Raw genomic sequence first — 25368 nt, 5'->3', positions numbered from 1 at the left:
CTACTTCAATTCAAATCCATCTGATAGTGGATCTGTTGGATCAAATACAAATTGGTTAAAGCCAGTGATCCAGGCAGAACCAGTAATTTCTGGAATGACAGCAGGAAGGTCTCCGGCCTTAGTTTCCTTTACGATTCGACCATAGAACTTAGTCTTTAAAATACTTTCATAGACGAATTGTTCATCGATTCCCAATTCGCCTTTGGCATGCAAGGTAGCAAGTTTTGCACTTGTACCTGTTCCACAAGGTGAGCGGTCGACTTGTCCATCACCGAAAATAACCACGTTTTGTTTAGTCGATTCAGCATCTTTTGGATCGCCATACATTTCAACTAGATCAACTGTGTGGATATGTTTGAGCTCAGGATGTTGAACTTTAACTTGATCGTTAACTGCATGAAGAATCTTCATACCAGCATCAGCTAAAGCTTGTGAGTTGTCTGGTTCGATTTTTTCATTGATTTCAGCTACTGGCAAAATTGCGAAGAAGCTACCGCCAAATGAAATATCGAGCTTGATCTTTCCTAGATCTGGAACATCAACGACAACGTCTTTTTTGTATAAGAAAGCTGGAACATTTTGGAATGAAACGCTAGTTACATGTTCGCCATCCAAATGTGCTACGGCATGGATTAAACCTGCAGGAGTGTCGAGTACGACTTTTTTCTCTTTTGCCCCTGGTTCTACATCCACCATTCCAGTCTCAACGATTGCCGTAACTGCAGCAATCGTATTGTGGCCGCACATGTTCAAATAACCGCCAGTATCCATGAAGATGATCCCATAATCAGCTTCAGGATTCATTGCGTCGACCAAAAAGGCACCAAACATTTCATTATGTCCTCTTGGTTCTAACATTACGGAAGTACGGACGCTGTCGTAATGGTCGATCAAATATTGTTTCTTTTCTGCGATACTATTTCCTTTTAAAATCGGGCCGCCACTAGTAATGATTCTGGCAGCTTCACCAGCTGTGTGAGAATCAATGGCCGTCATCATTTTGGTAAATTCCATGACTTTTCCTCCCATTCATTGCATTGCGGATTGCAGCTGCAATGATATCCATCAAAATTTTCAATAACCCTATCGTTACTGGACTTGTTGTCCATCATGTCGCATTTTAAGTTTTAACAATCCTAAGGCTTTTTGAGCATCTTTATCAGTCAGGTTGTTTTCGCCAACTACCGTGGTTTCAATTCCGGCTTTTGATTTGTTGATGTCGACGACGAACTTGGTCAATTCGTTTTCGACCACAAATCCAGCTTGTTGACCGATAAACTTCATGCCGACAACACTAATGCCTTTATCATCAATTTCAGTCATCGTATTCATGAAGTCCACATCTGAGTTTCCCCAACCATCAGCTGTGACGATCGCGCCATTTGCCCTCATTGAATCAAGCATCATGGCAGCACGGGCTCCGACAAGATTTTTTAAATAATTGTCTTGGGGTGTCCCGACTACAATAACCCCTTGAAAATCAATATCAGGGTCTGGTGCAATGGTCCTAACTAATGGATCGCGAAAATGATGCAAAGTCGTTTCTTTTGTCGAAGGTCCAATTCCCATTGTTACTTCCTCCTAAACCAGCGCATGAATTGCACCATCGCGATATTCATTGGCTGTTAATAAGACCGGCATATTATTCATATCAATGATCGATATGCCTTTGGTGATCCCAGAAGGTTCTTTTGGAAATAAGATGTTGTCATACATTGCACCTTGCCCGGCAACTTCTTTGACGATTGCCACTTTAGGCTTGCCAGGATGTTTCTCATCGACATAATCAAAACTCTCAGTTGCTTCATGGCCACTTAACATCTTTAATTCCTCACGGATCGGCTGTAAATAATCATCTGCCATTTGAAAAATCATTTCGCAAGTCTCACGATTAAATTCAAAATCTTTTTTCAAAACAGCATCGATCAAAATAACTGTGTCATCAAGATCTGGCGTTCCATCCATGCCAAACTTGATTTTTTCATCCAGATAACCATCTGATGAACCAAACTCGTGCAACTGAATGCCAGTTTCATCGGCACCAGTCAAAATAACATTTACTCCCGTCAGAGTATTAGTTAAGCCATAACCCATTTTCCCAAGGACTTTGGTCGAGATCGGTATCACATCCATGATGGTATTGATCTTGAAGTGACAGTTTCGTGGATCCACTAATTTGACGTTCACGCTTTTGAGGCGGTCATCTAAATCAAATAAGGGATGATCTGGAATTTGTAATTGATGAGGCGTGATGTGATAGTCATCATCAATTTCGACATTTTGCATTGAATAAGCTTGGATCGTTAATTTATTTTTTTTCATAGGAATAGCTCCCTTACAAAAAATAAAGGAGGGCGAAAATTTGCCCTCCTTCAAAATATCTAAGGATTAAACCTTAGCTATATATTCATATGGTAAAGGTACGATCTTACCAGCTGATGGAATTTCAATCAGTTGTTTCAAAGTATCTTTAACTATTCCTGTTTGCATTTCGACATTATTAGGTTCTCCGGCATTAGCTCCCATTGGAACACGAGGTGCTACAGCTCTAGGTGAACCATTTTGACGAACTACAGGAGGTAAAGCTGCTATTAAAATTGTTGGAATCCCTACGGATTCGATTGCTCTCTGCACGATCACGGCAGATCTATGACAAGTTCCTCAACCGGCTGTCATGATGATGCCATCGACATCTTCTGCTTTGAGTTTTTGAGCAATTTCTGGACCAGTTTTATCAGTGAAGGCTTTGATGTCTCCACCACCACCCATGAATCCATATTCAATAGGTGCTAGTCCTCTAATAAATCCTGCTTTAGCCAATTCACGTAGACGGTCGATTGGGAACATGCAATTGATATCTTTGTTAACATCACTGTTATCATATCCACCATGAGAAACCATCAAGTCTTCTGCAGGTGTATCCCAAGGAATCTCACGATAACTTGTATCACCGGCTAAATTAAATCTTTTGTCGCTCTTCAAGTGAACACCAGCTGCAGTTGCAATACCGATATTCATATCTTTAAGTTCCTTTGTTACAGGAGCCCAAACTGGCTTTGGTGTAATCGGAACATAAATTTCTGATTGAAGGCCGTCGTATTTTTTAAGGGTCATTCTTTTTCCTTCCTCTCCTCTGTACGCTGTTTGATCTCATCGCGATGCTTTTTGTAATCATCAAAAGCTTTCACATATTTTTCGTTTGGGGTTTCGGATAATACTTCTGGATAAGACATTAGAAAACCTACTTCGTGCCCTACTTGAGGATCATGTTCACTGATCAACATACGTTTAGGAATTTCTAAGGTTCCAAGTCTGCCTTTTAATTCAATTGTCACACCTGCGTCAGTTACTTCGGAGATAACTCCTTCATAGACTGATTCTGTAGATGGGTAATTCAATTTATCGTAATTGTCCATTCCTACTACCCTTCATTCATTATTCTTTTTCGTAAATTTCTAGTCTCTTCTTGCTCTTAGGCAATGATTGCTCGTTAGGTTCCAAATCGATCTTAATATTGTCATGTTTTTCGATGACCTTGATATTATTTTCTTTAACATTTGGATTCCACTTACGTTCTGGTTTTTCAATCTTGCCACCAGCCATCTTAGTTTCCAACATAGCCAATGCTCTGATTGCATCTTCAGGACATAATGTGTTATTTTCGAAAATTTCATTTTCGATACCTTGAGCTGATTTGTTGTTATCAACCATGGCATCCATGTACTTGTTACCAACAACTAAGGCACCTTGAACGGCACTATAAGTCATACCAACTACAGGAACGTCTCTCTTACCGATTTCTTCAAGATGTGATGCGAAATCGATATGGTTGTTACCAAATCCTTCTGTTGTAACAATTGCGCCGTCAACGTCCATTGCTTCAACAGTCATACCTAATCTCTTAGATACATAGAATTTCTCTGTGTTTGCTTGTGGTGAACCAACAAAGAGAACACCTACTAAGTCAATATCTTCATCATTCATGGCTTCTGTAACCATAGGTTCACGCCAGTAGTGTCTTGACGTTTCCTTTGATGCAGGTCCGATACATGTCAAAGCATGGATACCACCATCTAATACTTCAAGTGGTGAAAGCATGATTGGTAAGTTACCAAGGTCAACGTTAGGTTTAGCACCTAATGTACCAACAGGTTCGATAGGCATGATCAAGTTATCATGCATAGCACCTTGTCCCATGATTTCCTTAACAATAACGACACGTTTTTGATTTGGATGACGTTTTTGAACTAATTCTTCTTTGTTGACGATAAGTCCTTCGTCAGCTTTCTTCAAAGCTTCACGAATTTCTTGTGTAATGATATCAGCAGCCTTATGAGAAGCTAAAGGCCCGACACGTTCCATGTTACGTCCAGCTTCAATAGTTACTTGAGCTTTGATCAAGATATCACCCTTGTCAGGTGAACCTGGACGATTCCACATGATATTTTTGTTTAGCTCACCTTCTGAAGAACCGAATTCACCGATTTGAACTCCGTTTTCATCAGTACCTGTTAGCATAAATACTGTTCCATCGAGTACACGTGTTACTCCAGAACCGATTTCGCCTTCAGTTTTTGTAGCTATAGGTTGTACATCCATGATTGTTTCGCTGTATTTGTCATAATCATCGGGTGTAATAATTTCCAAAGTCATATCTTTAACGATTTTTTCAGTTTCGACAGCCTCTGCACAGAGGTCCTTTGGAGTTCTGATTGTCAAAGTTGTGCCATTGATCTCAGTCTTGTCGCCGAATTTAACTTCGTCGATCTTGAAGTGATCACGTTCCAATTCACGGACGATCTTTGTTTCAACTTCATCATCTGAAGAAGCTGAGTCGTCAGTTGTAGCTGCATTGTCGTTTGAAGCTGCTGATGCAGTTTCTGTAACGTCTTTTGCAGCTGCTGGAGCTTGGCCACCAGCAACAGCTGTAGCTGTTGTTGGAACTTCTAGATGAATTCCTTCACCTTTAGCAATATCAATTTTGATTACTCCGTTGGTTGTTCCAGTTGAAACAACTGGTGAAACTGATGGTGCTGCTTGCGTTGCTTGTTCTGTACTTGCAGTAGCTGGAGCAGTTTCTGCAGGTGCATCGTCACTATTATCGTCTGATGAAGCGTCATCAGCTGAATCATCAGCAACTGTTTGAATATTATCAACATTTGCTGGTGTTAGTGGAATTAATGCATCTGTAGTTTCTTTTAGTGTTGCGCCAAGAACTTGTCCGATTGTTAGGACATCGTCTGGCAATTCCAAAAGGCCAGAATCTACATAATCTGGAAATAATTCAGGATCTTCCAAATTTGGTGCTTCAAGTGTAATTCCGCCCTCTGCTCTACAGCATAGGACAGCTGGATCATCAATATGATCCATTGCTGTTTCTTTTGAAATAGACATATCGTCTTCCTCCCTTAAATTTATCTCAATTAATGATTTTTAATCCTATAATGATTGAAAATCTGCTGGAAGTTTCCGATATAGTCTATGACCTGCTGCTCTAAGTACATGATCTGTTGAATGATAAACCGAAACTCCTACACGAGGAGCTACACCTGTGACGGTGTTTGTTCAATCTTGACAAGTTCCAGTCAAAATTGCTTCGGCACCCTTCTTCTTCATCGCAAGAACCGCTTCAGCCTGTCCAGGACAAATTCCTGGTAGACTACACCGATATCTCCCATTTACTAAAACCATGCGTTTGCAACGACGGAAGGCAACAACGTCGCTTCCCATCTTTTCAGCAATCTCACGAAGACGTGGTTCTTGACCACCACATTCGCATTCCAGCAAACCAATCTTTTTATGAACTTGAGGATAAGGCATAGCGACTAAGAATGCCCCAGTAGTCTTAGTTACTGGTGTTTCTTCACTGCCTGTATGGCCTGTAAATGGTCCGCCAACTGTAATATCGCCATGCGGGTTGATATAACCACCTGCAGCATCAATGAACTTCTTGGCTGGTAAACCAATAGGTACATTTTCAAAAACAGTTGAACGTTCCTTGATACGTCCATCCAACGTAATATCCTTGTCAATAAAAGGCTTTCTATCTTCAATTGCTTCTGCAACACGCTTAATTGTTTCTGTGTTGTCAATGATTGCATTTGCTTCGATTGGTAATTCGCCAGGTTTGAGCACTACACCAAGTAGTTGACGAACGATAACACGTTCATCCCCTGCTGGGTACATATTTGTTAAGAACTTGACCTTAATCTTAGGTTCGTTCTTACATGCCTTACCTAAAGCTAATACAGCTGCGTGATGAATCTTCTTGACAGCAATATAACCAACCTTGGCATCAGTGATCTCAAGCATATATTTCATTCCGCGGACAATTTGATCTGCATAGCGTTCCTCGACCTGAGTGTTGTGGCACAAAAGTGGCTCACACTCAGCAGCATTTGCAATAAAATAACCGCCAGGAATTTTATTAGATAGTTTTACAGATGTCGGGAATCCCGCACCACCAGCACCGACAATTCCGGCATTTTTAATGTCAGTCAGATAATCATCTGAGTCAGGGATGTGTACATAATCTTCCTTGCTCTGTTCCTCGTCAGCATCAATGATAATTGCCTTATCATTAATATCAGTAACAGTACCTGTAAGACTAGCGTGAATATTTGCTCCTAAACCATCTGGTTCAGCAATCAATTCACCTCTTTTAACACGTTGACCAACCTTAACGATAGGTTTATCAGGTCCACCAACATGTTGTTTTAGTAAAATAGTGACTTTTTCCATTATTTTTCACCCCCTTCGACTAGAATAGCGAAATACAACCGTTTTCATTCGCACGTTCATATCATCACAAATTAATTGTAAAATAAGCAAATATTTCACATTTAATAAAATTAGATTTCTGTTAATTATTTCATTATTGTGCTCTCGCCATTATATGTATTTCTGAAAACAAATTTTCCTTTTTGGCAATATTGGAATCTAATAATCGGCTAATATAAATTCCTTAATTACTTTGTTGACATCGCTTACGTAAATTGATAGCATTTGTAATTGGGAGTGGATAGGTTCTGGTGTTCCTTCTAGTCTTCAAAACTAGTATGAGGGGTTAGTAGCTTCTTAGGTGGGTTCGATTCCCACACATTCCCGCCACGCATATAAACTGGATTTGACGATCAAATTCAGACTAAAAATTCAAAAAGAGTCACATCAAATTGATGTGACTCTTTTTTGACTTTCCTATTCACGTTTTTTATTATTACAATAATAATTATTCATTTCAGAAAATAAAATCGATTGAATATATGCCATGTTTATTGTGATTTTTTTAACTTGTGAGTAATAATATTACGATTATTTTCACAATCTATGCGATTCAAGCATAAGCTTTTTTACGATTTTATTTACTAAAAAAGGCTAAATCGTTGAGTAAAACTCAAATTTAGCCTTTTTGTGTATTTTGTGAGATTGCCATGTGATGCTATTCACATTACTTCATATCTGCAATCATTATATCTAGCAATATTCCCTTGCAGATCAACCTTAAAAAAATGGATAATTTGTTAATTTTGTATCATTATTCAGATGCTAATTATTCAATATAGACACGTGGCAATCTCTCTGCTAGTCCACACAATATCTCATAATTGATTGTATCGGCATATTGTGCGACGTCAGTGCAAGTAATTTCATCGCTACCACTTTTACCTATTAGAGTAACTTTGGCTCCTACGGGCATTTTATGGGGTAATTTAACCATAAATTGATCCATACATACTCGACCAACGATCGGACATCTTTCTCCATCGATCAAAACGTCCGAACCCGACATTCTCCTTAGCCAACCATCTGCATAGCCAATCGGAACTGTTCCGATCCATTCTTTTTCTTTAGTCGTGTAAGTAGCTCCATAGCCAATGCTTTCTCCGGCAGCAACTTGTTTAACGAATACCAACTCTGAATGGAGACTTAAAGCAGGTTTTAGATCAAATGGCAAAGTCGTGATATCAGTCTGAGATGGGTTCAATCCATATAAAGCAATACCGTAACGAACCATGTTGATAGCTAGATCTTTATGCCACAGAGCGGTGGCTGAGTTTGCACAGTGAATATATTTGAAGTCGATTGGTAGATCACGGTGCAATTCCTTGAAACGCTCTACCTGCTTTTTAAAATAAGCTTCATCGGGACTATCAGCGGTTGAAAAATGCGTGAATAATCCTTCTGGAATAAATGATTCAGGATGATTCTTGATGAATTGGCAAGCTTCAACAACTGCATCTCTAGTTTGGAAACCAATCCGTCCCATTCCACTATCGACACCTAAATGAATTTTAAGTTGATAAATGTTTTCTTGAACAGCTTGTTCTAACCAGTCTAGTGATCCAACTGTTAACGAAATGTCAGCCTTATTGGCGATCTCAGCATACTTAACTGGCGTGATCCCCAAAACTAAGATTGGTGCAACGATACCTGCATCTCTGATTTCAATACCTTCGTCAAGTGTCGCTACGCATAATCCGGCTGCACCATTTTCGATTTCAAACTTTGCAACTTTAACCAATCCATGACCGTACGCATTGGCCTTTACAACTGCAAATACGTCGGTCCCAGAAGGAACTGCACGTAATTCATTTTCCAAGTTGGTTCTTAAATTTCCCAAGTTTACTTCAACTGTCGCAGGTCTATGAAGTGATGGTATCATAATCATTCCTCCTCTAAGATAACTTCGGTGATAACTAATTCATCAGTATCAGATATTGAAATTTGAATATTTCCTTCAAAAATATCTGTTTTGATGTATGGCTGACCGGAAGGATAATTCAAAATACTCAAGTCGTGGAATCCAATTTTTCCTAGTCCTGTACCCATTGCCTTAGTAAATGACTCTTTTGCTGAAAATCTACCTGTTAAATAAGTCATCTTTTGTTTCTCGGTATTCAGACTGTTAAAAACTACGATCTCATCTGGATTAAGTATTTTATCCATAAATTTAGGATGTCGTCCGTAAATTTTTCTTACCCGATCAATTTCTGCAATGTCTACTCCTAAGCCTTTAATCATATTCTTCTCTCACCTTATTTTCAATCAAAAAAGGGGCAAAGCAACTGAATGCCTTATCCCCCTTAATAATTGTTATTATAAAACATTTAATTAATGTTCAATGAACCAAGTTTGACTATAGATTTGTTCTGATTTTGAATGATTTTTTGGATTGTGATGGTTTCTTATTTTCGTTACGTCTGTGGCTATTGTTGTTATTACCACCACGACCACCGCCGTGATTGTTGCGACGATCATCGCCACGTCTGCCGCCACGATGTTCATTACGATCACCGCCACGACGATTACGATTGAATCGTTGTCTCTTACCGTGACCGGAACGATTATGACTTTGCTTGCGTCCTGGCAATGGACGTTCCGGAGCAATCTTGACAGGAACACTTTCGGCATCCTTGATTGCTGATGACAAGTAAACCATAACTAATTGTTCAGGAGTATACTCGTTCAACAGATCTTCGGCTGCATCTTTGAAACGATCCAAGTGAGTATCATGTGCGAGCGTGTCCTTGATATCATCCTTAACTGATTCCATTTGTCCTTTAAGAACTTCTTTGTCAGTTGGTGGTGCAAGTGGTTTCATACGCTTCTTAGTTAAGTTTTCAATTGTTCTTAAGTAGCTCATTTCGTTTGGTGTAACGAAAGTTACAGAGATACCTGACTTACCGGCACGTCCTGTACGTCCAATACGGTGAACGTAACTGTCAGGATCTTGCGGAATATCGTAGTTATAAACATGTGATACACCTGAAATATCCAAACCACGGGCAGCAACATCAGTTGCAACTAAGTAGTCCAATTTACCAGCCTTAAACTTACGTAAAACGCTAGTTCTCTTATCTTGAGATAAATCACCATGAATACCTTCTGCATTGTATCCACGAGCTTGTAGTCCACGTGTTAATTCATCAACACGTCTCTTAGTACGTCCGAAGATCAACGCAAGTTCTGGTCCTTGAACGTCAAAAATACGTGTCATCAAATCAAATTTCTCGTAGTCACGAGCTTTAACAAAATATTGATCGATCTTATCAGCAGTCAATTCCTTTGACTTGATCTTAACGATCTTAGGTTCTGTCATGAATTTGTCAGCAATCTTCATGATTGGTTTAGGCATTGTTGCTGAGAATAGCAATGTTTGATGGTCATTAGGAACGTTAGATAGGATACTTTCGATATCTTCAACAAATCCCATATCTAGCATTTCATCAGCTTCATCAAGAACAACTGTCTTAACGTTATGTAATTTAAGTGTGTGACGGTTGATGTGGTCAAGGATACGACCTGGAGTACCAACAACGATGCTTGGGTGGTTTTTCAAGGAATGAATTTGTCTTCTAATATCAGAACCACCATAAACTGATTGAACACGAACTCTCTTTTCGCGTCCTAATTTATATAACTCTTCTTGAGTTTGGATTGCCAATTCACGTGTTGGAGAAATGATCAATGCTTGGATATCGCTTGAGCTAGTATCCACAGCATCTAATATAGGAAGTCCAAAGGCAGCTGTCTTACCTGTACCTGTTTGGGCTTGTCCAATCACGTCATCACCTGTCATTACAAGTGGAATAGTTTGTGCTTGAATGGGAGTTGCTTCTTCAAATCCCGCTTCGTTCACAGCACTTAATAGTTTTGAATCTAAATTTAATTCGCTAAATTTCACAAAAATCCTCCGTTTGAACATGGTTGCAATAATCTTTCTACACTACCACGTTATCCAATGTTACTCAACCGACACACTTAAATTAATTGTTTTAATACGTTTTCAAGATGAATGCCATGACTAGCTTTTAGCAATATTGTGTCATCTGAGTTCATTTCTTCTTTAATATTTTCAGTTAGTTCCGCTAACTGGTCCTTACCATACCAGCTGAGATCAGCTGGGTCGTACTTATTTACTAGTAAATCGTACAATGCTTTCATTTCATTTCCAACTAAATAGACTTTTGCAAAGTCATTTGGATCGATATGGTCTGCTAAAGATTCATGTAGTTTCTTTGAAGCATCGCCTAATTCGAGCATATCACCAAGAACAACAATCTTACGCCCTGTTGACAATTTTTTCAAGTTATCAAGCACTTCGATTGCAGCTGTTGGGTTGGAATTATACACATCGCTCAGAATATCCGCGCCATCTTGGGCTTTGAGCCATTCAGTCCGATTAGCTGTAGCATAAAAATCAGCGAGTGCCTTTTGCATAGCTTCGACCTTAATATGATATCTACGACCAACTAATAATGCAGCTAATGCATTGTTGACGTTATAGTCGCCCATGATCGGAATAGAAAATTCGATGTCAGGCCACAAGTTAGTCTTAAATGTAGTTTTTTCCTTATCGCTATTTATTTCCGTCGAATAGATTGTGTTGCTATCATTTTGACCAAAAGTTGCTTGATTTCTTTGAACGTCTTTAGCACGTTCTGTTAAAAGCGGTTCATCCCCATCAAATACAAATAAACCATCTTCTTGTAGATGATGAGTGATTTCCATTTTAGCGTCCGCAATTTTATCACGTGTGCCAAAGAATTCGATATGAGCTTCGCCGATCATCGTGATCACCGAAACATCTGGATGAGCTAGTTCACTCAGGTGTTCGATCTGACCAGGACGATCCATGCCCATTTCAACAACTAACACTTCAGTATTGATTGGCATATTCAAAATTGTGAATGGTACACCAATTTCATTGTTGAAATTTTGTGGCGTCTTAGCGACATTATTGTCAGTTCCTAAAACGCTCGCAATCATATCTTTAGTAGTAGTTTTTCCATTGCTTCCAGTGACAGCAACGACCTTAGGGTTTACCTTATTTAGATAATACTTAGCCAAGGTATTGAAAGCATCCATCACATCATCGACAATCACATAAGGAATGTCTTTATTAGTAATTGGGTGGTCCTTTTGCCACACACTAGCAGAAGCGCCATTATTAATGGCGCTTTCGATGAATTCATGACCATCGCGTTCGCCTTGCAATGGGAAAAATAAATCACCAGTTTTGGCTTTTCGACTGTCAAAACATACCCCAGTGATTTGGACATCAGGTACATTGTCCGCTTTGATCTTTAAAGCAGAATAAACTTCTTGTAACTTCATTTTCATGAATAATGATCCCCAGTTCTAAAAAAATATTTTCTCCTAAAAAATTGAAAAGAGTATACTAATTTACTTAGAAAGGATTTGATGTATTTACTATGAGTTCAAATACACAAAATACTCCAAAAGAGAATAGCTATTGGAAAAGGAACTTAAAAGTCCTCTGGTTTAGTACCTTCGTTACAGGTATTGGCTTTAGTATGATAACACCCTTTATGCCATTATACATTAATACTTTAGGGAATTTCACAAAAAGTCAACTGGTCATCTGGAACGGTATTGCCTTCTCGGCAACTTTTCTAGTGATGGCCATTGCCTCTCCAATCTGGGGTAAAATCGCCGATCGACGTGGAAGAAAACTGATGCTGATTAGAGCGGCTTTGGGTATGTCGATTGTTATCTTCTTACAATCCTTAGTAACAGCTCCTTGGCAGTTAGTTGCTTTAAGAGCGCTTCAAGGTGTATTTTCCGGATTCGTTAGCAACGCCAGTACACTGATAGCGTCAACTGCTCCGAGATCTGAAAGTGGAAAAGCCTTGGGAACGTTAAATACCGGCGTAATTTCTGGGACGCTGCTCGGACCTTTAGTCGGTGGCGTCATTGCCCAGTACTTTGGATATCGAATCCCATTTATGATTACTGGTGGATTATTGTTCACAGCATTTGTTTTAACTGTTATCTTCATTAAAGAAGACTTCAAGCCAGTTCCAAAAGGACAAGAAGCAACCACTAAAGATATTTTCAAGACTTTGAAAAATCCCAATCTTGTTCTCGCAATGTTAGTTACGACCATGATTATTCAAATTTCAAATAATTCGATCAACCCAATTATCAGTTTGTACGTTCGGCAGTTGATGCACGGATCCGACAAAGTTACTTTGATTGCCGGATTCGTCGCAGCCCTACCAGGTATTGCTAACATCATCGCCGCACCTAGATTTGGTGCTTTAGGCGATAGGATCGGTACCGGTAAAATATTGATTGGTGGATTGATCTTCGCCGTACTAGTTTATATTCCGCAAGCTTTCGTCAATAATATTTGGCAATTAGCAATTTTAAGATTTTTGGTCGGAGTTTCCGATGCCTGTTTAGTTCCGCAGGTACAAACTCTTTTAGCAAAAAATACAGACGCCCAATATACTGGAAGGATCTTTGGTTACAATCAATCTTTCCAGGCTGTCGGAAACGTCTGCGGTCCACTGCTAGGTTCATATGTCTCCAGTGCCTTTAGTTACTCCACGGTATTCTTAACTACCAGTGGTCTGGCACTGATCAATTTCTTTTGGGTATTCAACCATTTACATTCAAAAAAAGCAAAAAAATAAAAGCCGTCCTAAATAGGATGGCTTTATTTGTTTTGCAAACCATATTTCTTGTTGAAACGATCGATACGTCCATCTGCTTGAGCAAACTTTTGTTTACCAGTGTAGAAAGGATGTGAATCTGATGAAATTTCAACACGAATCAATGGGTATTCTTTACCTTCATAATCAGTTGTTTCTTCTGAGTTAACAGTTGATCCAGCTAGAAACTTCTTACCTGTAGAAGAATCCATGAATACAACTTGGTGGTAATCTGGATGAATTCCTTGCTTCATTATAAATGTCTCCTTTGCCCTAAATCCTTTGCGGAAATAGAGATTAATTTACTAACGGTATTAAATATTACCATGAACAGAGTTGATATTCAATATAATTCTAATCTTTCAAGATTACTTTTTGAGTAGCAATATCATCAATCAATCCCAGATCATGGTCAATGATCAACATCGTTGGATGTTGCTTTTGGATCGCAGCAATTATTTGGTCACGAGTGATGACATCAAGGTAATTAAACGGCTCATCCCATAAGTAAAGATTAGCTGGTTGGGACAGACTAATACTCAAGGCAACTTTTCTTTTCTGACCCTGACTCATATTTTCAATCGGATCATTAAAGAGTTCACGTTCAAAACCAAGTTTACGTAGATTGGAAAAAATCGATTCTACATCTAACTCATCAGTTTCTGCGACCTGTTTAATGGTACCACGTAACTTCGACTCCTGTGGCAAATAAGAAACTTTTAAACCATTCTTAATTTGGATCTCTCCACGTTGTTCAAATGGCTGCGGTATTTGCATGATTCGTCTAAAAATCGTCGATTTGCCGATTCCATTTTTACCAAGCAACGCTGTCACTTGTCCGGTCTTGACCTGAAAACTGACTTCTGGAGTTTGGACGTGATCATTAAAGAGCTGCAACTTATCGGCTGTAATAACTTGATCAAAATGAGAAATTTCTTCGTAATTTAAACTGATTGGGTCAGTGATCTCAATATTTTTAAGTAAAGACTGTTTCTTTTCAACCGCTGCATTGGCACGACGTTGGATCGAACCAGCCTTTTTCATCATCTTAGCTGACTTGTGACCAATAAAGCCCTTGTCTAGATTAGAATGCTGGTCCATTTTAATATTTTTACTCTTACTTTTCTCGGTTTGCTGAGCCCAATTTTCCTTCTTAGCTGCTGAGGCTTTTAATTTATGAATATCTTTTTTCAACTGAGCCTTTTCAGCTAGCTCTGATTGGTCTTGCAAATTTTTCTCGTGCTCCCAAGTATCAAAGTTTCCTTGGTAGACATCGATATCGTTGCGATTGATCGAGATCACGTGATCGATGACTTCATTTAAAAATCCACGATCATGACTAATCACGATAAAGCCTTTTTTACCACGGAGATAATTAGCAACAACTTGGCGACCTTCGATATCTAAATGATTTGTCGGCTCGTCAATCAGTTGAAACCCTTCGTCATCGATGAACATGACCGCTAAGAGCAATTTAGTCCGTTCACCGGGACTAAGTGTATTGAATTGACGATCAAGCACGTCTAGGTCAATTTTGAGCTTCTCTAACTCTTGCTCTACTTTCCAAATATCGTATTCTTCGATACCAGATAATTCGATGGCAATATTCCGAGCAGTCTGAGTCGGATCAGACACTGGCTGTGGATAATAGTAAAAATTCAGGTCTGTGACGATATTTCCCTGATATTGAAATTTATTCATCAATAAATTCAATAAAGTCGTTTTCCCTCGTCCATTTCGGCCAATCAAGCCTAATTTCCAGCTGCCATCAATGCTTAAATTAACTGAATCAAAAAGATTCTCTGTCATTTGATCATATTTAAATGATAATTTTTCAATTTGAATTGTACCCATTATTAATTCCCTCTTTCGGTGCGAAGAGGTCCGACTTATTAACGTAACAGCCAAAGGATTCGGTATCCCAAAGCTGACCTATGAGCTGACGAGCTTTTACGTTACGCCAACAAAAAAGGACGCTAAATAGCGTCCTAAACAGTTCTAGTTTAAGAAAGCACGCTATTGTAGAAATTAAGTCGAAGCCAAATTACACACTTGTAGTATATAAATTGATTTTCAACTTAATTTCTCAATGGCTGCACTCCCTTTCGTGTTTTAATTTATAAATAAATTAACAAGATATTACAAAGATGTCAATACTAATTTAAATCATCCTTGCCAACTAATTCTACATCAGCTTGCAATTGGTGTAATTTCCAAACGACGCGATCATAGCCACGCAGAATATTTTCGGCGTTTTCAATGACGGTCGTACCATCTGCAATCAATCCAGCAATCATCAAACAAGCTCCAGCACGGATCTCATCAGCCGAAACAGTTGCTCCAGTTAATTTTGATCCCCCATGAACAAATATCAAATCGTTTTCGCTTGAAATATCTCCGCCCATTTTCTGAAGTTGGGAAATATGCTTGATTCGTTTTGGATAAATCGTATCAATGATCATAGCTTCACCCTTTGATTGCATCAATAACGGCGTTATTGGTTGTTGCAAATCAGTTGCAAACCCAGGGTAAGGCATAGTTTTAATGTTGACTGCCTTGATTTCTGGACTTGGCTTAACGTAGATACTATCTTCGCCAATTTCCAAGTTAACGCCCATCTCATCAAGTTTTGCTAAAAAGGCGTCCAGATGCTCGCTAATGATATTGTTGATCAAAATATCTCCACCACTAGCTGCAGCCAAGCTCAAATAAGTTCCTGCTTCAATTCGATCCGGAATGATCGTGTGCGAATTATTTGAACGTAATTCGTCAACACCTTCAATACGGATTGTTTCGGTCCCGACACCACGAATAGTTGCTCCCATGTTATTTAAAAAGGTAGCTAAATCGATGATCTCAGGTTCCTTCGCAGCATTTTCGATCACTGTCGTTCCTTTAGCTCTAACGGCTGCCAGAATAACATTGATCGTTGCACCTACAGAAACCATGTCTAAAAAGATCTTAGCTCCCGTTAAACCTTCTTTAGGTGCGGTAATAATAATTTGCCCATTTTTATTTTCAACATGAGCTCCTAGTGCTTCAAATCCTTTTATATGTTGATCGATTGGACGTGGTCCAATATCATCCCCACCTGGGAATCCAACAACAGCTTTGCCAAATCTTCCTAGCATAGCTCCCATAAAGTAGTACGAAGCACGAAGACTGCTGACTTTACCGCTTGGTAATTCAGCAAAATGAATCTCAGTTGGATCGATCTTTAACACATCATTCTTCACTTCTGAAGTAACGTTCATGTCTAATAAGATCGAACGCAAGTTGTCCACATCTCTGATCTGTGGAACTGAATCTAAAACGACTGGAGTACTAGATAAAATTGCCGCCGGAATTAACGCCACTGTGCTATTTTTAGCACCACCAATCGTTACTTCTCCCGATAATTTTTTTCCACCATTAATTACAAGTTTTTGCATAAGTTTTTCCCTAACTATTATTAACTACATCAAATTAAAAATATCTGATCCTATAAGTTGTCTTCTTGGAGACCTGATGCAGCACCGATAAATGCTTTGAATAAGCCTTCTGGCTTAGTTGGTCTTGATAAGAATTCAGGATGATATTGTGCAGCGACGTGGAATTTATTCTCAGGAACTTCAATAATTTCAACCAAGTGGTTGTCAGGTGAAACTCCAGAGAACACTAGTCCATGTTCTTCGAACTGCTTACGATAAGCATTGTTGAATTCATATCTGTGTCTATGTCTTTCTTGGATCACAGATTGGTTATCATAAGCTGCTGCTGTTTTAGTACCTTCTCTTAGTTTACATGGATATGCACCCAAACGTAAAGTACCACCGACATTTTCGATGTCTTTTTGGTCAGCCATCAAGTCAATGATCTTGTTATCAGCATCAGGATCCGCTTCGCCAGTAGTTGCATCCTTGATTCCAACAACATTTCTAGCAAATTCGATACTTGCCATTTGCATACCTAAACAAATTCCCAAATATGGAACATCGTTTTCACGGGCATACTTAATAGTAGTGATCATACCTTCTAGACCACGAGTACCAAATCCGCCAGGAACTAAAATACCATCTGAATCTTTGAGCAATTCAGCAACATTATCTTCAGTTACTTCATCAGCAGAAATTTTTTGTAATTCGATATCTGTATTATATACATAACCAGCAGCATTTAATGCTTCTGTTACAGAAATATAAGCATCTTGTAATTTAGTGTACTTACCAACGAGGGTAATCTTTGTCTTGTGTTTCAAATTGTGGATACGATCAACTAGTTTGTTCCAGTCAGTCATATCAGATTCCTTAGTTTCTAAGTGCAAGTAACGACAAACAATATCATCGAAATCTTGAGCTTGAAGGTTCAAAGGAACATCATAAATTGAACTTGCGTCACGTGATTCGATAACAGCTTCTGAATCAACGTCACAGAATGAGGCAATCTTGTCTTTCATACTTTGAGGCATAGGTTTTTCAGTACGAACAACCAAAATATTAGGTTGAATACCAATACCACGTAATTCCTTAACACTGTGTTGTGTAGGTTTTGTCTTCATTTCACCAGCAGCCTTTAGGTAGGGAACTAAGGTTGTGTGAATGTAAACAACGTTTTCAGCACCAACATCAGCTTTCATTTGACGCAAAGCTTCAAGGTATGGTGTTGATTCGATATCACCAACAGTACCACCAACTTCAGTAATAATTACGTCTGAGTCTGTAGTAGTTGCAGCACGTGTTATTTTTTGTTTGATCATATCTGTAATATGTGGAATTACTTGAACAGTTGCTCCGTTGTAGTCTCCATGACGTTCACGACGGATAACTTCTGAATAAATCTTACCTGTAGTAACGTTTGAATACTTGTTCAAATCGTTATCAATAAATCTTTCGTAGTGACCTAAGTCCAAGTCAGTTTCTGTACCATCATTAGTAACATAAACTTCACCGTGTTGATATGGACTCATAGTTCCGGGATCCACATTAATGTATGGGTCAAATTTCTGCATTGTGACTTTTAGCCCACGGTTTCTCAACAATCTACCAAGAGATGCTGCCACAATTCCTTTTCCTAAAGATGAAACAACTCCACCTGTTATAAAAATATACTTCGTCATAGTATTCCTCCACATATTATATCTAGGGATTTCTTAACTAAAAAAATAAAAAAGTTCCCTATTCATTTCGAACAGGGAACTTGTAATTAGTCTATCTAATAGAGCCCAAACAATATAATACTGTTATTGGGGTCAATCGTCAAACCTAAAATCCTAAAATGTCAATTATTTATCTGAGTCTGAATCATCATCGTCATCTAAGTCATCGTCATCATCTTCGTCATCATCGTCTGACAAGTCGATGTCTGAATCATCTTCGTCATCATCGGCGTCGAATTCAGTCAATTGACCTTCGATACCATCATCAAGGCCATCGTCTTGATCATCATCGTCATCATCATCAACTGAAAGATCTGAATTAGTGAACTTAGATAAGTCTGGTCCGTTGCTTTCGCCTGAACCATCGTCGTCGTCATCATCGTCATCTGATAGACTTAAATCGCTGTCGTCATCATAATCGACAACATCGTCTTCTTCTTCCTCATCGTCACTCAAGAAAGCATTAACCTTTTGAGCGGCCTTGTGAGTATTTTCAGTACCGTTGTCTTCGGGATGGTTAACCTCTTCGTCAACAGAGTCAAATGGATACCATTTACGCAATCCCCATACGTTTTCACCAAGTGAAAGGAAACTACCGTCATTATTCAAGTCTGTATAGAATTGTGGCAAGTGATCTTTGATTTGATCGTCGGTTTTTCCTAAGTATGTTTGAATCTCATTAACGATATCAGAGAAGTTCATTGCTTCTTTGTTATTCTCATTGAGAATCTCATAAGCAACTTCGATCATTGATAATTCTTCTTTATTTTGATTCTTGAACTTTTCAAGTTTCAAACGTGTACACGTCCTTTCACAGCGTCTTACAACTAATAATATCTATTTAAGCGCTAAAAATCAATCTAAACTTGTAATTGCCTACTATATTATCATCATAAATCAAGTCATAATCAATGTTTATTTTTCCATGCAAGGGTTCATCTTCTATCTCAACGAGTGAATCCTTAGTATATGTATGCATTTGCATAATGCCATACCCTGTATGTACACTAGCACTATTGTGATCGTGATGCGTAAAATAAAGCATTGAAGATAAGTTAGTACTCTTTGCCTCACGTTTGACATGAATCTCGCCATCGTTAGTGATCTTGACTAAAATTGAAGCATGATCATTATTTTCCATACTTTCATTAAATTGCAGATAATCGGCATTGCCCATTCTTGTGAATCTTCCAGGTTCTGAGATCTTCGTATGAGTCATCTCTCCTGCTTGAAAAACTGACATATCAAGGTCAACTTTTACATCAATACGATTATTTTCCAAAATATAACACCTCACATGATAAAATTAATAAATATACTACTTAAAGAAGTGATCTAGTGAATAAGCAAATTTTATTATACGACCAAAATTTATCTAAAGCAGAGCAAATGCTCGAACCATTTGCAGACACAGGGGCCATTCTTCAGTTTGTTTCTGAAGAAAAAACTCCAGTAGCTCATTTTTGGACCACTACGCCAACTGTGATCCTGGGATTGCAGGATCAGCGTTTGAAAAATCTATCTGGTGGATTGAAAATGCTCGAAGAAAAAGAATACATCTATTATCTTCGAAATTCTGGCGGTTTAGGCGTTGTGACCGATCCAGAAATTTTGAACTTCACATTATTTTTGCCTAACAAGGATGAACTATCGATCGACCAAGCTTATGAAAAAATGCATCAAATCATGATGGCAGCTTTTTCAGATAAAATTGAGACTGGCGAAGTAGTTCGTTCCTATTGTCCAGGGACCTTTGATCTTAGCATCGACGGCAAGAAACTAGCCGGAATATCTCAAAGACGTTCTGGCGATGCAGTGGCGGTTATGGCTTACATCAGCATCACGGGCGATCAAAAGCAACGTTCACAATTGATGAAAGACTTCTACGAGATCAGTAATTACCCGGTTCATGAAAAGATCTCTTATCCGAATATCGATATCCATTGTATGGAAAACTTAGATATTCTAACACATCAAGAGCTAACTATCTCGCTTGCAAAAGAAAAAATATTAAACGCATTAATCACTGATGATTATAGCATTGATAAAACTAGTTTTAACATTGTTCAAACATCTCAGCCATATCGCGAAGCTTATGACAAAACAATGGAAGATTTGATCTACAAGAATAAACAATTGGGAGAAAAAAATGACATTTAATGTTGAAAAATTACCTCGTGAAAAAGTTTTTCGAGACCCTATCCACAACTACATCCATGTCCAACACAAAGTTATCTTGGATTTGATCAATACTAAAGAATTTCAACGACTACGTCGAGTTAAACAACTTGGAACTTCATCATTCACTTTCCAAGGTGCCGAGCATTCTCGATTCACTCACTGTATGGGAGTATACGAAATCACACGTTTGATCTGCGACAACTTTCAACGCAACTATCCAACTAAGAATCCTGATGATGGACTCTGGGATGACAACGAACGAATCGTTGCCTTGTGCGCAGCTTTATTGCACGATGTCGGACACGGTCCTTATTCTCATGCCTTCGAGCACATCTTTGATACCGATCATGAACAATGGACTCAAGAAATCATCACTTCTCCCGAAACTGAGATCAATCAAGTATTAAGACAAGTATCCAGCGACTTCCCTGAAAAAGTTGCTAGCGTTATTGCCAAGACTTATCCCAACAAACAAGTCGTGCAAATGATCTCCAGTCAAATCGATGCTGATCGAATGGATTATTTGTTACGTGACGCCTACTTTACTGGTACAAAATATGGGATGTTTGATCTAACCAGAATCTTACGTGTCATGCGTCCTTATCATGAAGGCATCGCCTTTGATGCAAACGGAATGCATGCCGTTGAAGATTACGTTCTCTCACGTTTTCAAATGTATCAACAAGTTTATTTCCATCCAGTATCACGAGGTATGGAAGTTGTCTTGACTAAGTTGCTGCAACGAGCCAAAGACTTATATGAGCATAACCAAATGAACGGATTTGAAATGCCATCCCTATTAGTGCCGTTTTTTGAAAATCGGGTCACGATCACCGACTATCTTCATCTAGACGATGGTATCTTAAACACTTACTTTACCCTCTGGCTCGACTATCCCGATGAGATCTTGAAAGATCTTGCTTATCGATTCTTGACCAGAAAACCTTTCAAATCAGCTCAATATACTGAAGGAACTCAAGACTTATTGCCTAAGCTAGCAAATATCGTTGAAGCCGCCGGTTTTGATAAAAAATATTACACCTCGACTAATACTAGTTACGATTTACCATATGATGTCTACAATCCAAGAAAGCACAAAAGCAGAACTCAAATCGAGATCATGCAAAATGATGGATCATTAATCGAATTGTCCACAGTAAGTCGTTTAGTGAACGCTCTGACCGGTAAAATTTTGGGCGATGAAAGATTTTATTTCCCTAAAGCAATGCTGGAACAACATTCCGATGATATTTTCAGTGAAGAATACACTAAATTTCAGAAACATATTTACAACGATATGATTATTTAGAATTTTTTGTTCTATTATTAAAAAATTTAGCCATTTCAGATAAAAACGCTTTCAAACTTTGTGATATTTTACTATGATATACGTAGAACATTTTCCCGAGGAGGAACTTTCATGAAAGAATTTTCAAATGAAACTAGAGCTAAAAATTTACAAGCAATGCAAGATCAAGAATTAGATTTGCTTGTTATTGGTGGCGGTATTACAGGTAGTGGTATCACTCTTGACGCACAATCTCGTGGAATCCAAACTGGTTTGGTTGAAATGCGTGACTTTGCTTCAGGTACATCAAGTCGTTCAACTAAATTAGTCCATGGTGGACTACGTTACTTAGCACAATTTGCACTAAAAGAAGTTCACGAAGTCGGATCAGAACGTGCAATTGTTTATAACAATGCACCACAAATCACAACTCCATTAAAAATGATGCTTCCATTCTACGCTGGCGGTACATATGGCCCATTCATGACATCAGTTGGTCTTGATGTTTATGATCGTTTGGCTAATGTTAAAAAAGCAGAACGTAAGACAATGCTTACACCTGACGAAACAGAAGCTAGAGAACCATATGTTAACTCAGAGGGTCTATTAGGTTCAGGACTTTATGTTGAATATAGAACTGACGATGCTCGTTTGACACTAGAAGTTGCTAAAAAAGCTAGCGAACTTGGTGCTTACATTGCTAACTATACTAAGGTAACTGGATTATTGTATGATGAAAATCATCAAGTTTGCGGAGTTAAGTTTGAAGACGTTCAAACTGGCGAAACTGGTGAGATCCATGCTAAGAAAGTTATTAATTCATGTGGACCATGGGTTGATGAGATTCGTGATATGGATGGTTCAAACAAGGGTAAGCATCTTCACTTAACAAAGGGTGTTCACTTAGTTATCGATAATGCTAAGTTCCCTATTTCAAACTCACTATTCTTTGATACACCATTCCATGACGGTCGTATGATGTTTGCCATTCCTCGTGAAGGCAAGACATATATAGGTACAACTGATACTACTTGGGAAGAAGATCCAAAGGAACCAAACATTACTGTTGCTGATGTAACTTATATTCTAGCTGCCGCAAATCAAATGTTTGAACTTCCACAAAAACTTACTCCAGACGACGTTGAATCTGGCTGGTCAGGTGTTCGTCCTCTTATCCAAGAAGAAGGTAAATCACCTTCCGAAATTTCACGTAAAGATGAAATTTTCCAATCAGATTCAGGCTTGCTCTCAATTGCCGGTGGTAAATTAACTGGTTATCGTAAGATGGCTAACAAGATTGTTGACCGTGTTGCTGAACAATTGGCAGCTGAAACTGATTATACTTTCGAAGGTCAACAAACAGAAAACTTGATTCTTTCAGGTGGCGATGTTGGCGGTGACGAAGGCTGGTCAACATACTTTGACAAGATGGTTCACGAAGGTATCGTAAACTACGATCTTGAAAGAGAAGATGCTGAAAAATTAGTTCAACGTTATGGCTCAAACGTTACTGACATTTATGACTTATTGCCAGATGGTGAAAAAGATGGCTTGCCACGTGTTGATTACGCAATGTTGAATTACGGATTAAAGGCCGAAATGGTTGAACATCCAATTGATTACTTGCTACGTCGTAGCAGCCAAATGCTATTTGACATCGATCATATGAACGAAGTCAAAGATGCTGTAATTGATTACATGGCAGACTACTACAACTGGAGCGAAGATACTAAGAAAGCTATGACAGCTGAAGTTGATACAAAACTCAACTTGACAGATCTTCACGACATCAAAGCAAAATATGCAGCTTACAAAGCTTAATATGATAAACAAAAAGCCTAATTCAAATGAATTAAGCTTTTTTTGTGTCTCGATTATTTCTTGATTGCATATGTTGCCCAAAAAGTTGGAATATTATAGTCTTTGAGTTTACCCTCGCTATTAGTATCCTCATATAAATCAACGATTTGAAAACCTGCCTTGATCTGACCACGAATTTGTTCATCCAAGGTGTGGGAAAATTGGATACCCTCTTCTTCGATTGGAAAATCGTCATTCACCTCAGGATTTTTTAAAGGATTGTATGGCAGTGGATGATAAAGCTTAGTCTCTGTCTTATCAAAAATGTAATTGATACCATTGTCTAATCCAACTAATAATCTTCCACCAGGCTTCAGGATCCGGTAGCTTTCATTCCAAACATGTTGCACATTTTCAATATAGGAATTAGCCACTGGCTGAATGATCATATCAAATGTATTGTCAGTAAAAGGCAATTTTTTAGTCATATCTCCTTTGATAATTTCTATTTGATAATTTTCACGCTCAGCGACCATTTTTTCGGCATCCAACTGTTTTTGAGAATAGTCAAATACTGTGCACTCCCCACCTAACGCAGTGAGGATCGGCATTTGTTGACCACCACCTGATGCTAATCCCAATATCTTTTTACCCTTAATAGGATCAGGGAACCAATCCTTGGGGATTTGTTTCAAAGGCGTGAGCACCATCTTAAATTCACCTTTTTGGGCCTGCAAATATTCTTCGTGACTGATTGGCATTCCCCATTCCCAACCTTCGTTGACCCATTGATCAATTATTTTTGAGTTAAATTTCGTGTAATCATCCATCTGGATTCACCTCGCTTAAATAGTAAATAAAAAACTGATCTCTATCGAGGTCAGTTTTTGTAGTTTTATTATCTTCCGATGTTTACTTCTGTTGCTTTGACCCATTGATCAGTTGACACACGATACATGATCACGCCATTAACTGTCTTTCTTTGGTCAGAGTGATAAGCTACGCCTGCTGGCAAAGTACCAACTACATTACCATTTGAATCGTATAGTCCAGCATTTGCTCTAGCTGTAACTAGTGTGTTTCCAATTGGATTGATGAAGGTAACGTCGCTTGGTTTAACCCATTCATCAGTAGATACACGATAAAGAGTAGGTTGTCCACCGCTCATTAACATTCTGTCAGCAATCCAATATGTTCCTGCAGCCAAGCTACGAGTAGCTTGTTTGCCATTTGAATTGTACAATTTTGTTTGTCCTGATGTTAGGACTTCACCATTGATGACTTGATAGTCACCGTTATATTGTCCATCAGAATCGTATTGATTATTGACACTTACGTTATTATCATCAGCTGTGGCGAAAACTTGAGTAGTAGCAGTAGCGCCGAGCGTTAAGGCAACGACACCTGCAATAACAAACTTAGTAATTTTCATTTTTTGCAACCCCTCTTATAAATATTTTGCTTACTAATATAAATATAACATTGTTTAGGTACCATTAGCGATA

23 protein-coding genes and 1 tRNA gene are annotated in these 25368 nt (G+C 38.6%); 5 read left to right on the top strand and 19 right to left on the bottom strand.

All coding sequences use genetic code 11. From position 1 onward, the window contains the following. From LKF16_RS11520 to prdC, 7 genes are all read right to left on the bottom strand, one after another. Positions 1 to 1014, bottom strand: coding sequence for a proline racemase family protein (locus tag LKF16_RS11520; protein ID WP_291471329.1), 1014 nt, complete (start codon positions 1012 to 1014; stop codon positions 1 to 3). A gap of 75 nt (positions 1015 to 1089) precedes the next feature. Next, complete coding sequence (locus tag LKF16_RS11515; RefSeq protein ID WP_291471330.1) at positions 1090 to 1569, bottom strand: glycine/sarcosine/betaine reductase component B subunit; 480 nt, start codon at positions 1567 to 1569, stop codon at positions 1090 to 1092. 12 nt (positions 1570 to 1581) lie between these two features. Beyond that, complete coding sequence (gene prdD, locus LKF16_RS11510) at positions 1582 to 2322, bottom strand: proline reductase cluster protein PrdD (protein WP_291471332.1); 741 nt, start codon at positions 2320 to 2322, stop codon at positions 1582 to 1584. A gap of 66 nt (positions 2323 to 2388) precedes the next feature. Beyond that, on the bottom strand, positions 2389 to 3114 hold the full coding sequence (gene prdB / locus LKF16_RS11505; RefSeq protein ID WP_291471333.1) for a D-proline reductase (dithiol) protein PrdB: 726 nt from the start codon (positions 3112 to 3114) through the stop codon (positions 2389 to 2391). Further along, positions 3111 to 3416 carry a CBO2463/CBO2479 domain-containing protein gene (locus tag LKF16_RS11500; RefSeq protein WP_291471334.1) on the bottom strand — a complete coding sequence of 102 codons (306 nt, stop codon included), beginning with the start codon at positions 3414 to 3416 and terminating at the stop codon, positions 3111 to 3113. The genes prdB and LKF16_RS11500 overlap by 4 nt, the downstream gene beginning before the upstream one ends. A gap of 19 nt (positions 3417 to 3435) precedes the next feature. Beyond that, positions 3436 to 5394: a D-proline reductase (dithiol) proprotein PrdA gene (gene prdA / locus LKF16_RS11495; RefSeq protein ID WP_291471335.1), complete on the bottom strand. Its 1959-nt coding sequence runs from the start codon at positions 5392 to 5394 to the stop codon at positions 3436 to 3438. Positions 5395 to 5439: 45 nt separating this feature from the next. Then, positions 5440 to 6741, bottom strand: a complete 1302-nt coding sequence (prdC, locus tag LKF16_RS11490) for a proline reductase-associated electron transfer protein PrdC (protein WP_291471338.1) — start codon at positions 6739 to 6741, stop codon at positions 5440 to 5442. A 272-nt stretch (positions 6742 to 7013) separates the two neighbouring features. Between prdC and LKF16_RS11485 the strand changes: the two genes are divergently transcribed. Continuing rightward, positions 7014 to 7110 (top strand) — tRNA-Sec (locus LKF16_RS11485). Positions 7111 to 7549: 439 nt separating this feature from the next. On the opposite strand, the gene alr is transcribed toward LKF16_RS11485, so the two are convergent. The 4 genes from alr to LKF16_RS11465 form a co-directional block, all read right to left on the bottom strand. Then, positions 7550 to 8662: an alanine racemase gene (alr, locus tag LKF16_RS11480; protein ID WP_291471339.1), complete on the bottom strand. Its 1113-nt coding sequence runs from the start codon at positions 8660 to 8662 to the stop codon at positions 7550 to 7552. 2 nt (positions 8663 to 8664) lie between these two features. Further along, complete coding sequence (acpS, locus tag LKF16_RS11475; RefSeq protein ID WP_291471341.1) at positions 8665 to 9021, bottom strand: holo-ACP synthase; 357 nt, start codon at positions 9019 to 9021, stop codon at positions 8665 to 8667. A gap of 115 nt (positions 9022 to 9136) precedes the next feature. Then, positions 9137 to 10684, bottom strand: coding sequence for a DEAD/DEAH box helicase (locus LKF16_RS11470; RefSeq protein ID WP_291471343.1), 1548 nt, complete (start codon positions 10682 to 10684; stop codon positions 9137 to 9139). Between the two features lie 77 nt (positions 10685 to 10761). Beyond that, positions 10762 to 12123: a UDP-N-acetylmuramoyl-tripeptide--D-alanyl-D-alanine ligase gene (locus tag LKF16_RS11465; protein WP_291471345.1), complete on the bottom strand. Its 1362-nt coding sequence runs from the start codon at positions 12121 to 12123 to the stop codon at positions 10762 to 10764. 92 nt (positions 12124 to 12215) lie between these two features. Between LKF16_RS11465 and LKF16_RS11460 the strand changes: the two genes are divergently transcribed. Continuing rightward, positions 12216 to 13442, top strand: coding sequence for a multidrug efflux MFS transporter (locus LKF16_RS11460; protein ID WP_291471347.1), 1227 nt, complete (start codon positions 12216 to 12218; stop codon positions 13440 to 13442). 23 nt (positions 13443 to 13465) lie between these two features. Here LKF16_RS11460 and LKF16_RS11455 read toward each other — a convergent pair whose 3' ends face one another. The 6 genes from LKF16_RS11455 to LKF16_RS11430 all read right to left on the bottom strand — a co-directional run bounded on the left by LKF16_RS11455 (position 13466) and on the right by LKF16_RS11430 (position 19876). After that, a complete protein-coding gene (locus LKF16_RS11455) occupies positions 13466 to 13714 on the bottom strand; it encodes a type B 50S ribosomal protein L31 (RefSeq protein ID WP_291471349.1) in 249 nt (82 codons plus the stop codon). 100 nt (positions 13715 to 13814) lie between these two features. Next, on the bottom strand, positions 13815 to 15314 hold the full coding sequence (abc-f, locus tag LKF16_RS11450; protein WP_291471350.1) for a ribosomal protection-like ABC-F family protein: 1500 nt from the start codon (positions 15312 to 15314) through the stop codon (positions 13815 to 13817). Between the two features lie 302 nt (positions 15315 to 15616). After that, positions 15617 to 16891, bottom strand: coding sequence for a UDP-N-acetylglucosamine 1-carboxyvinyltransferase (locus tag LKF16_RS11445; protein WP_291471352.1), 1275 nt, complete (start codon positions 16889 to 16891; stop codon positions 15617 to 15619). Between the two features lie 50 nt (positions 16892 to 16941). Further along, positions 16942 to 18555, bottom strand: coding sequence for a CTP synthase (locus LKF16_RS11440; RefSeq protein ID WP_291471354.1), 1614 nt, complete (start codon positions 18553 to 18555; stop codon positions 16942 to 16944). Positions 18556 to 18720: 165 nt separating this feature from the next. Further along, a complete protein-coding gene (gene rpoE, locus LKF16_RS11435; RefSeq protein ID WP_291471356.1) occupies positions 18721 to 19389 on the bottom strand; it encodes a DNA-directed RNA polymerase subunit delta in 669 nt (222 codons plus the stop codon). Positions 19390 to 19435: 46 nt separating this feature from the next. Continuing rightward, the gene (locus LKF16_RS11430; protein ID WP_291471358.1) at positions 19436 to 19876 is read right to left on the bottom strand and encodes a DUF1934 domain-containing protein; all 441 of its coding nucleotides are present in this window, start codon (positions 19874 to 19876) and stop codon (positions 19436 to 19438) included. A gap of 56 nt (positions 19877 to 19932) precedes the next feature. Here LKF16_RS11430 and LKF16_RS11425 point away from each other — a divergent pair, with 56 nt between their 5' ends. From LKF16_RS11425 to LKF16_RS11415, 3 genes are all read left to right on the top strand, one after another. Continuing rightward, complete coding sequence (locus tag LKF16_RS11425) at positions 19933 to 20754, top strand: lipoate--protein ligase family protein (protein ID WP_291471360.1); 822 nt, start codon at positions 19933 to 19935, stop codon at positions 20752 to 20754. Beyond that, positions 20744 to 22084, top strand: a complete 1341-nt coding sequence (locus LKF16_RS11420; RefSeq protein ID WP_291471362.1) for an HD domain-containing protein — start codon at positions 20744 to 20746, stop codon at positions 22082 to 22084. Before LKF16_RS11425 ends, LKF16_RS11420 begins: the two co-directional genes overlap by 11 nt. A 111-nt stretch (positions 22085 to 22195) precedes the next feature. Then, on the top strand, positions 22196 to 23884 hold the full coding sequence (locus tag LKF16_RS11415) for a glycerol-3-phosphate dehydrogenase/oxidase (RefSeq protein ID WP_291471364.1): 1689 nt from the start codon (positions 22196 to 22198) through the stop codon (positions 23882 to 23884). A gap of 53 nt (positions 23885 to 23937) precedes the next feature. On the opposite strand, the gene LKF16_RS11410 is transcribed toward LKF16_RS11415, so the two are convergent. Next, complete coding sequence (locus LKF16_RS11410) at positions 23938 to 24693, bottom strand: class I SAM-dependent methyltransferase (protein ID WP_291471365.1); 756 nt, start codon at positions 24691 to 24693, stop codon at positions 23938 to 23940. Between the two features lie 68 nt (positions 24694 to 24761). Beyond that, on the bottom strand, positions 24762 to 25295 hold the full coding sequence (locus LKF16_RS11405) for an SLAP domain-containing protein (protein WP_291471367.1): 534 nt from the start codon (positions 25293 to 25295) through the stop codon (positions 24762 to 24764). Between the last annotated feature and the right edge of the window lie 73 nt (positions 25296 to 25368).

The organism is Companilactobacillus sp., from assembly GCF_022484265.1.
In the GTDB taxonomy this organism is placed as follows: domain Bacteria; phylum Bacillota; class Bacilli; order Lactobacillales; family Lactobacillaceae; genus Companilactobacillus.
This window is presented reverse-complemented; position numbering and strand designations above follow the sequence as displayed.

What these genes read in the sequence shown, in the direction of transcription:
- LKF16_RS11520 (WP_291471329.1), bottom strand. Translation starts at nt 1,014, where the DNA reads ATGGAATTTACCAAAATGATGACGGCCATTGATTCTCACACAGCTGGT.
- LKF16_RS11515 (WP_291471330.1), bottom strand. Translation starts at nt 1,569, where the DNA reads ATGGGAATTGGACCTTCGACAAAAGAAACGACTTTGCATCATTTTCGC.
- prdD (WP_291471332.1), bottom strand. Translation starts at nt 2,322, where the DNA reads ATGAAAAAAAATAAATTAACGATCCAAGCTTATTCAATGCAAAATGTC.
- LKF16_RS11500 (WP_291471334.1), bottom strand. Translation starts at nt 3,416, where the DNA reads ATGGACAATTACGATAAATTGAATTACCCATCTACAGAATCAGTCTAT.
- prdA (WP_291471335.1), bottom strand. Translation starts at nt 5,394, where the DNA reads ATGTCTATTTCAAAAGAAACAGCAATGGATCATATTGATGATCCAGCT.
- alr (WP_291471339.1), bottom strand. Translation starts at nt 8,662, where the DNA reads ATGATACCATCACTTCATAGACCTGCGACAGTTGAAGTAAACTTGGGA.
- acpS (WP_291471341.1), bottom strand. Translation starts at nt 9,021, where the DNA reads ATGATTAAAGGCTTAGGAGTAGACATTGCAGAAATTGATCGGGTAAGA.
- LKF16_RS11465 (WP_291471345.1), bottom strand. Translation starts at nt 12,123, where the DNA reads ATGAAAATGAAGTTACAAGAAGTTTATTCTGCTTTAAAGATCAAAGCG.
- LKF16_RS11460 (WP_291471347.1), top strand. Translation starts at nt 12,216, where the DNA reads ATGAGTTCAAATACACAAAATACTCCAAAAGAGAATAGCTATTGGAAA.
- LKF16_RS11455 (WP_291471349.1), bottom strand. Translation starts at nt 13,714, where the DNA reads ATGAAGCAAGGAATTCATCCAGATTACCACCAAGTTGTATTCATGGAT.
- abc-f (WP_291471350.1), bottom strand. Translation starts at nt 15,314, where the DNA reads ATGGGTACAATTCAAATTGAAAAATTATCATTTAAATATGATCAAATG.
- LKF16_RS11445 (WP_291471352.1), bottom strand. Translation starts at nt 16,891, where the DNA reads ATGCAAAAACTTGTAATTAATGGTGGAAAAAAATTATCGGGAGAAGTA.
- LKF16_RS11440 (WP_291471354.1), bottom strand. Translation starts at nt 18,555, where the DNA reads ATGACGAAGTATATTTTTATAACAGGTGGAGTTGTTTCATCTTTAGGA.
- LKF16_RS11420 (WP_291471362.1), top strand. Translation starts at nt 20,744, where the DNA reads ATGACATTTAATGTTGAAAAATTACCTCGTGAAAAAGTTTTTCGAGAC.
- LKF16_RS11415 (WP_291471364.1), top strand. Translation starts at nt 22,196, where the DNA reads ATGAAAGAATTTTCAAATGAAACTAGAGCTAAAAATTTACAAGCAATG.
- LKF16_RS11410 (WP_291471365.1), bottom strand. Translation starts at nt 24,693, where the DNA reads ATGGATGATTACACGAAATTTAACTCAAAAATAATTGATCAATGGGTC.
- LKF16_RS11405 (WP_291471367.1), bottom strand. Translation starts at nt 25,295, where the DNA reads ATGAAAATTACTAAGTTTGTTATTGCAGGTGTCGTTGCCTTAACGCTC.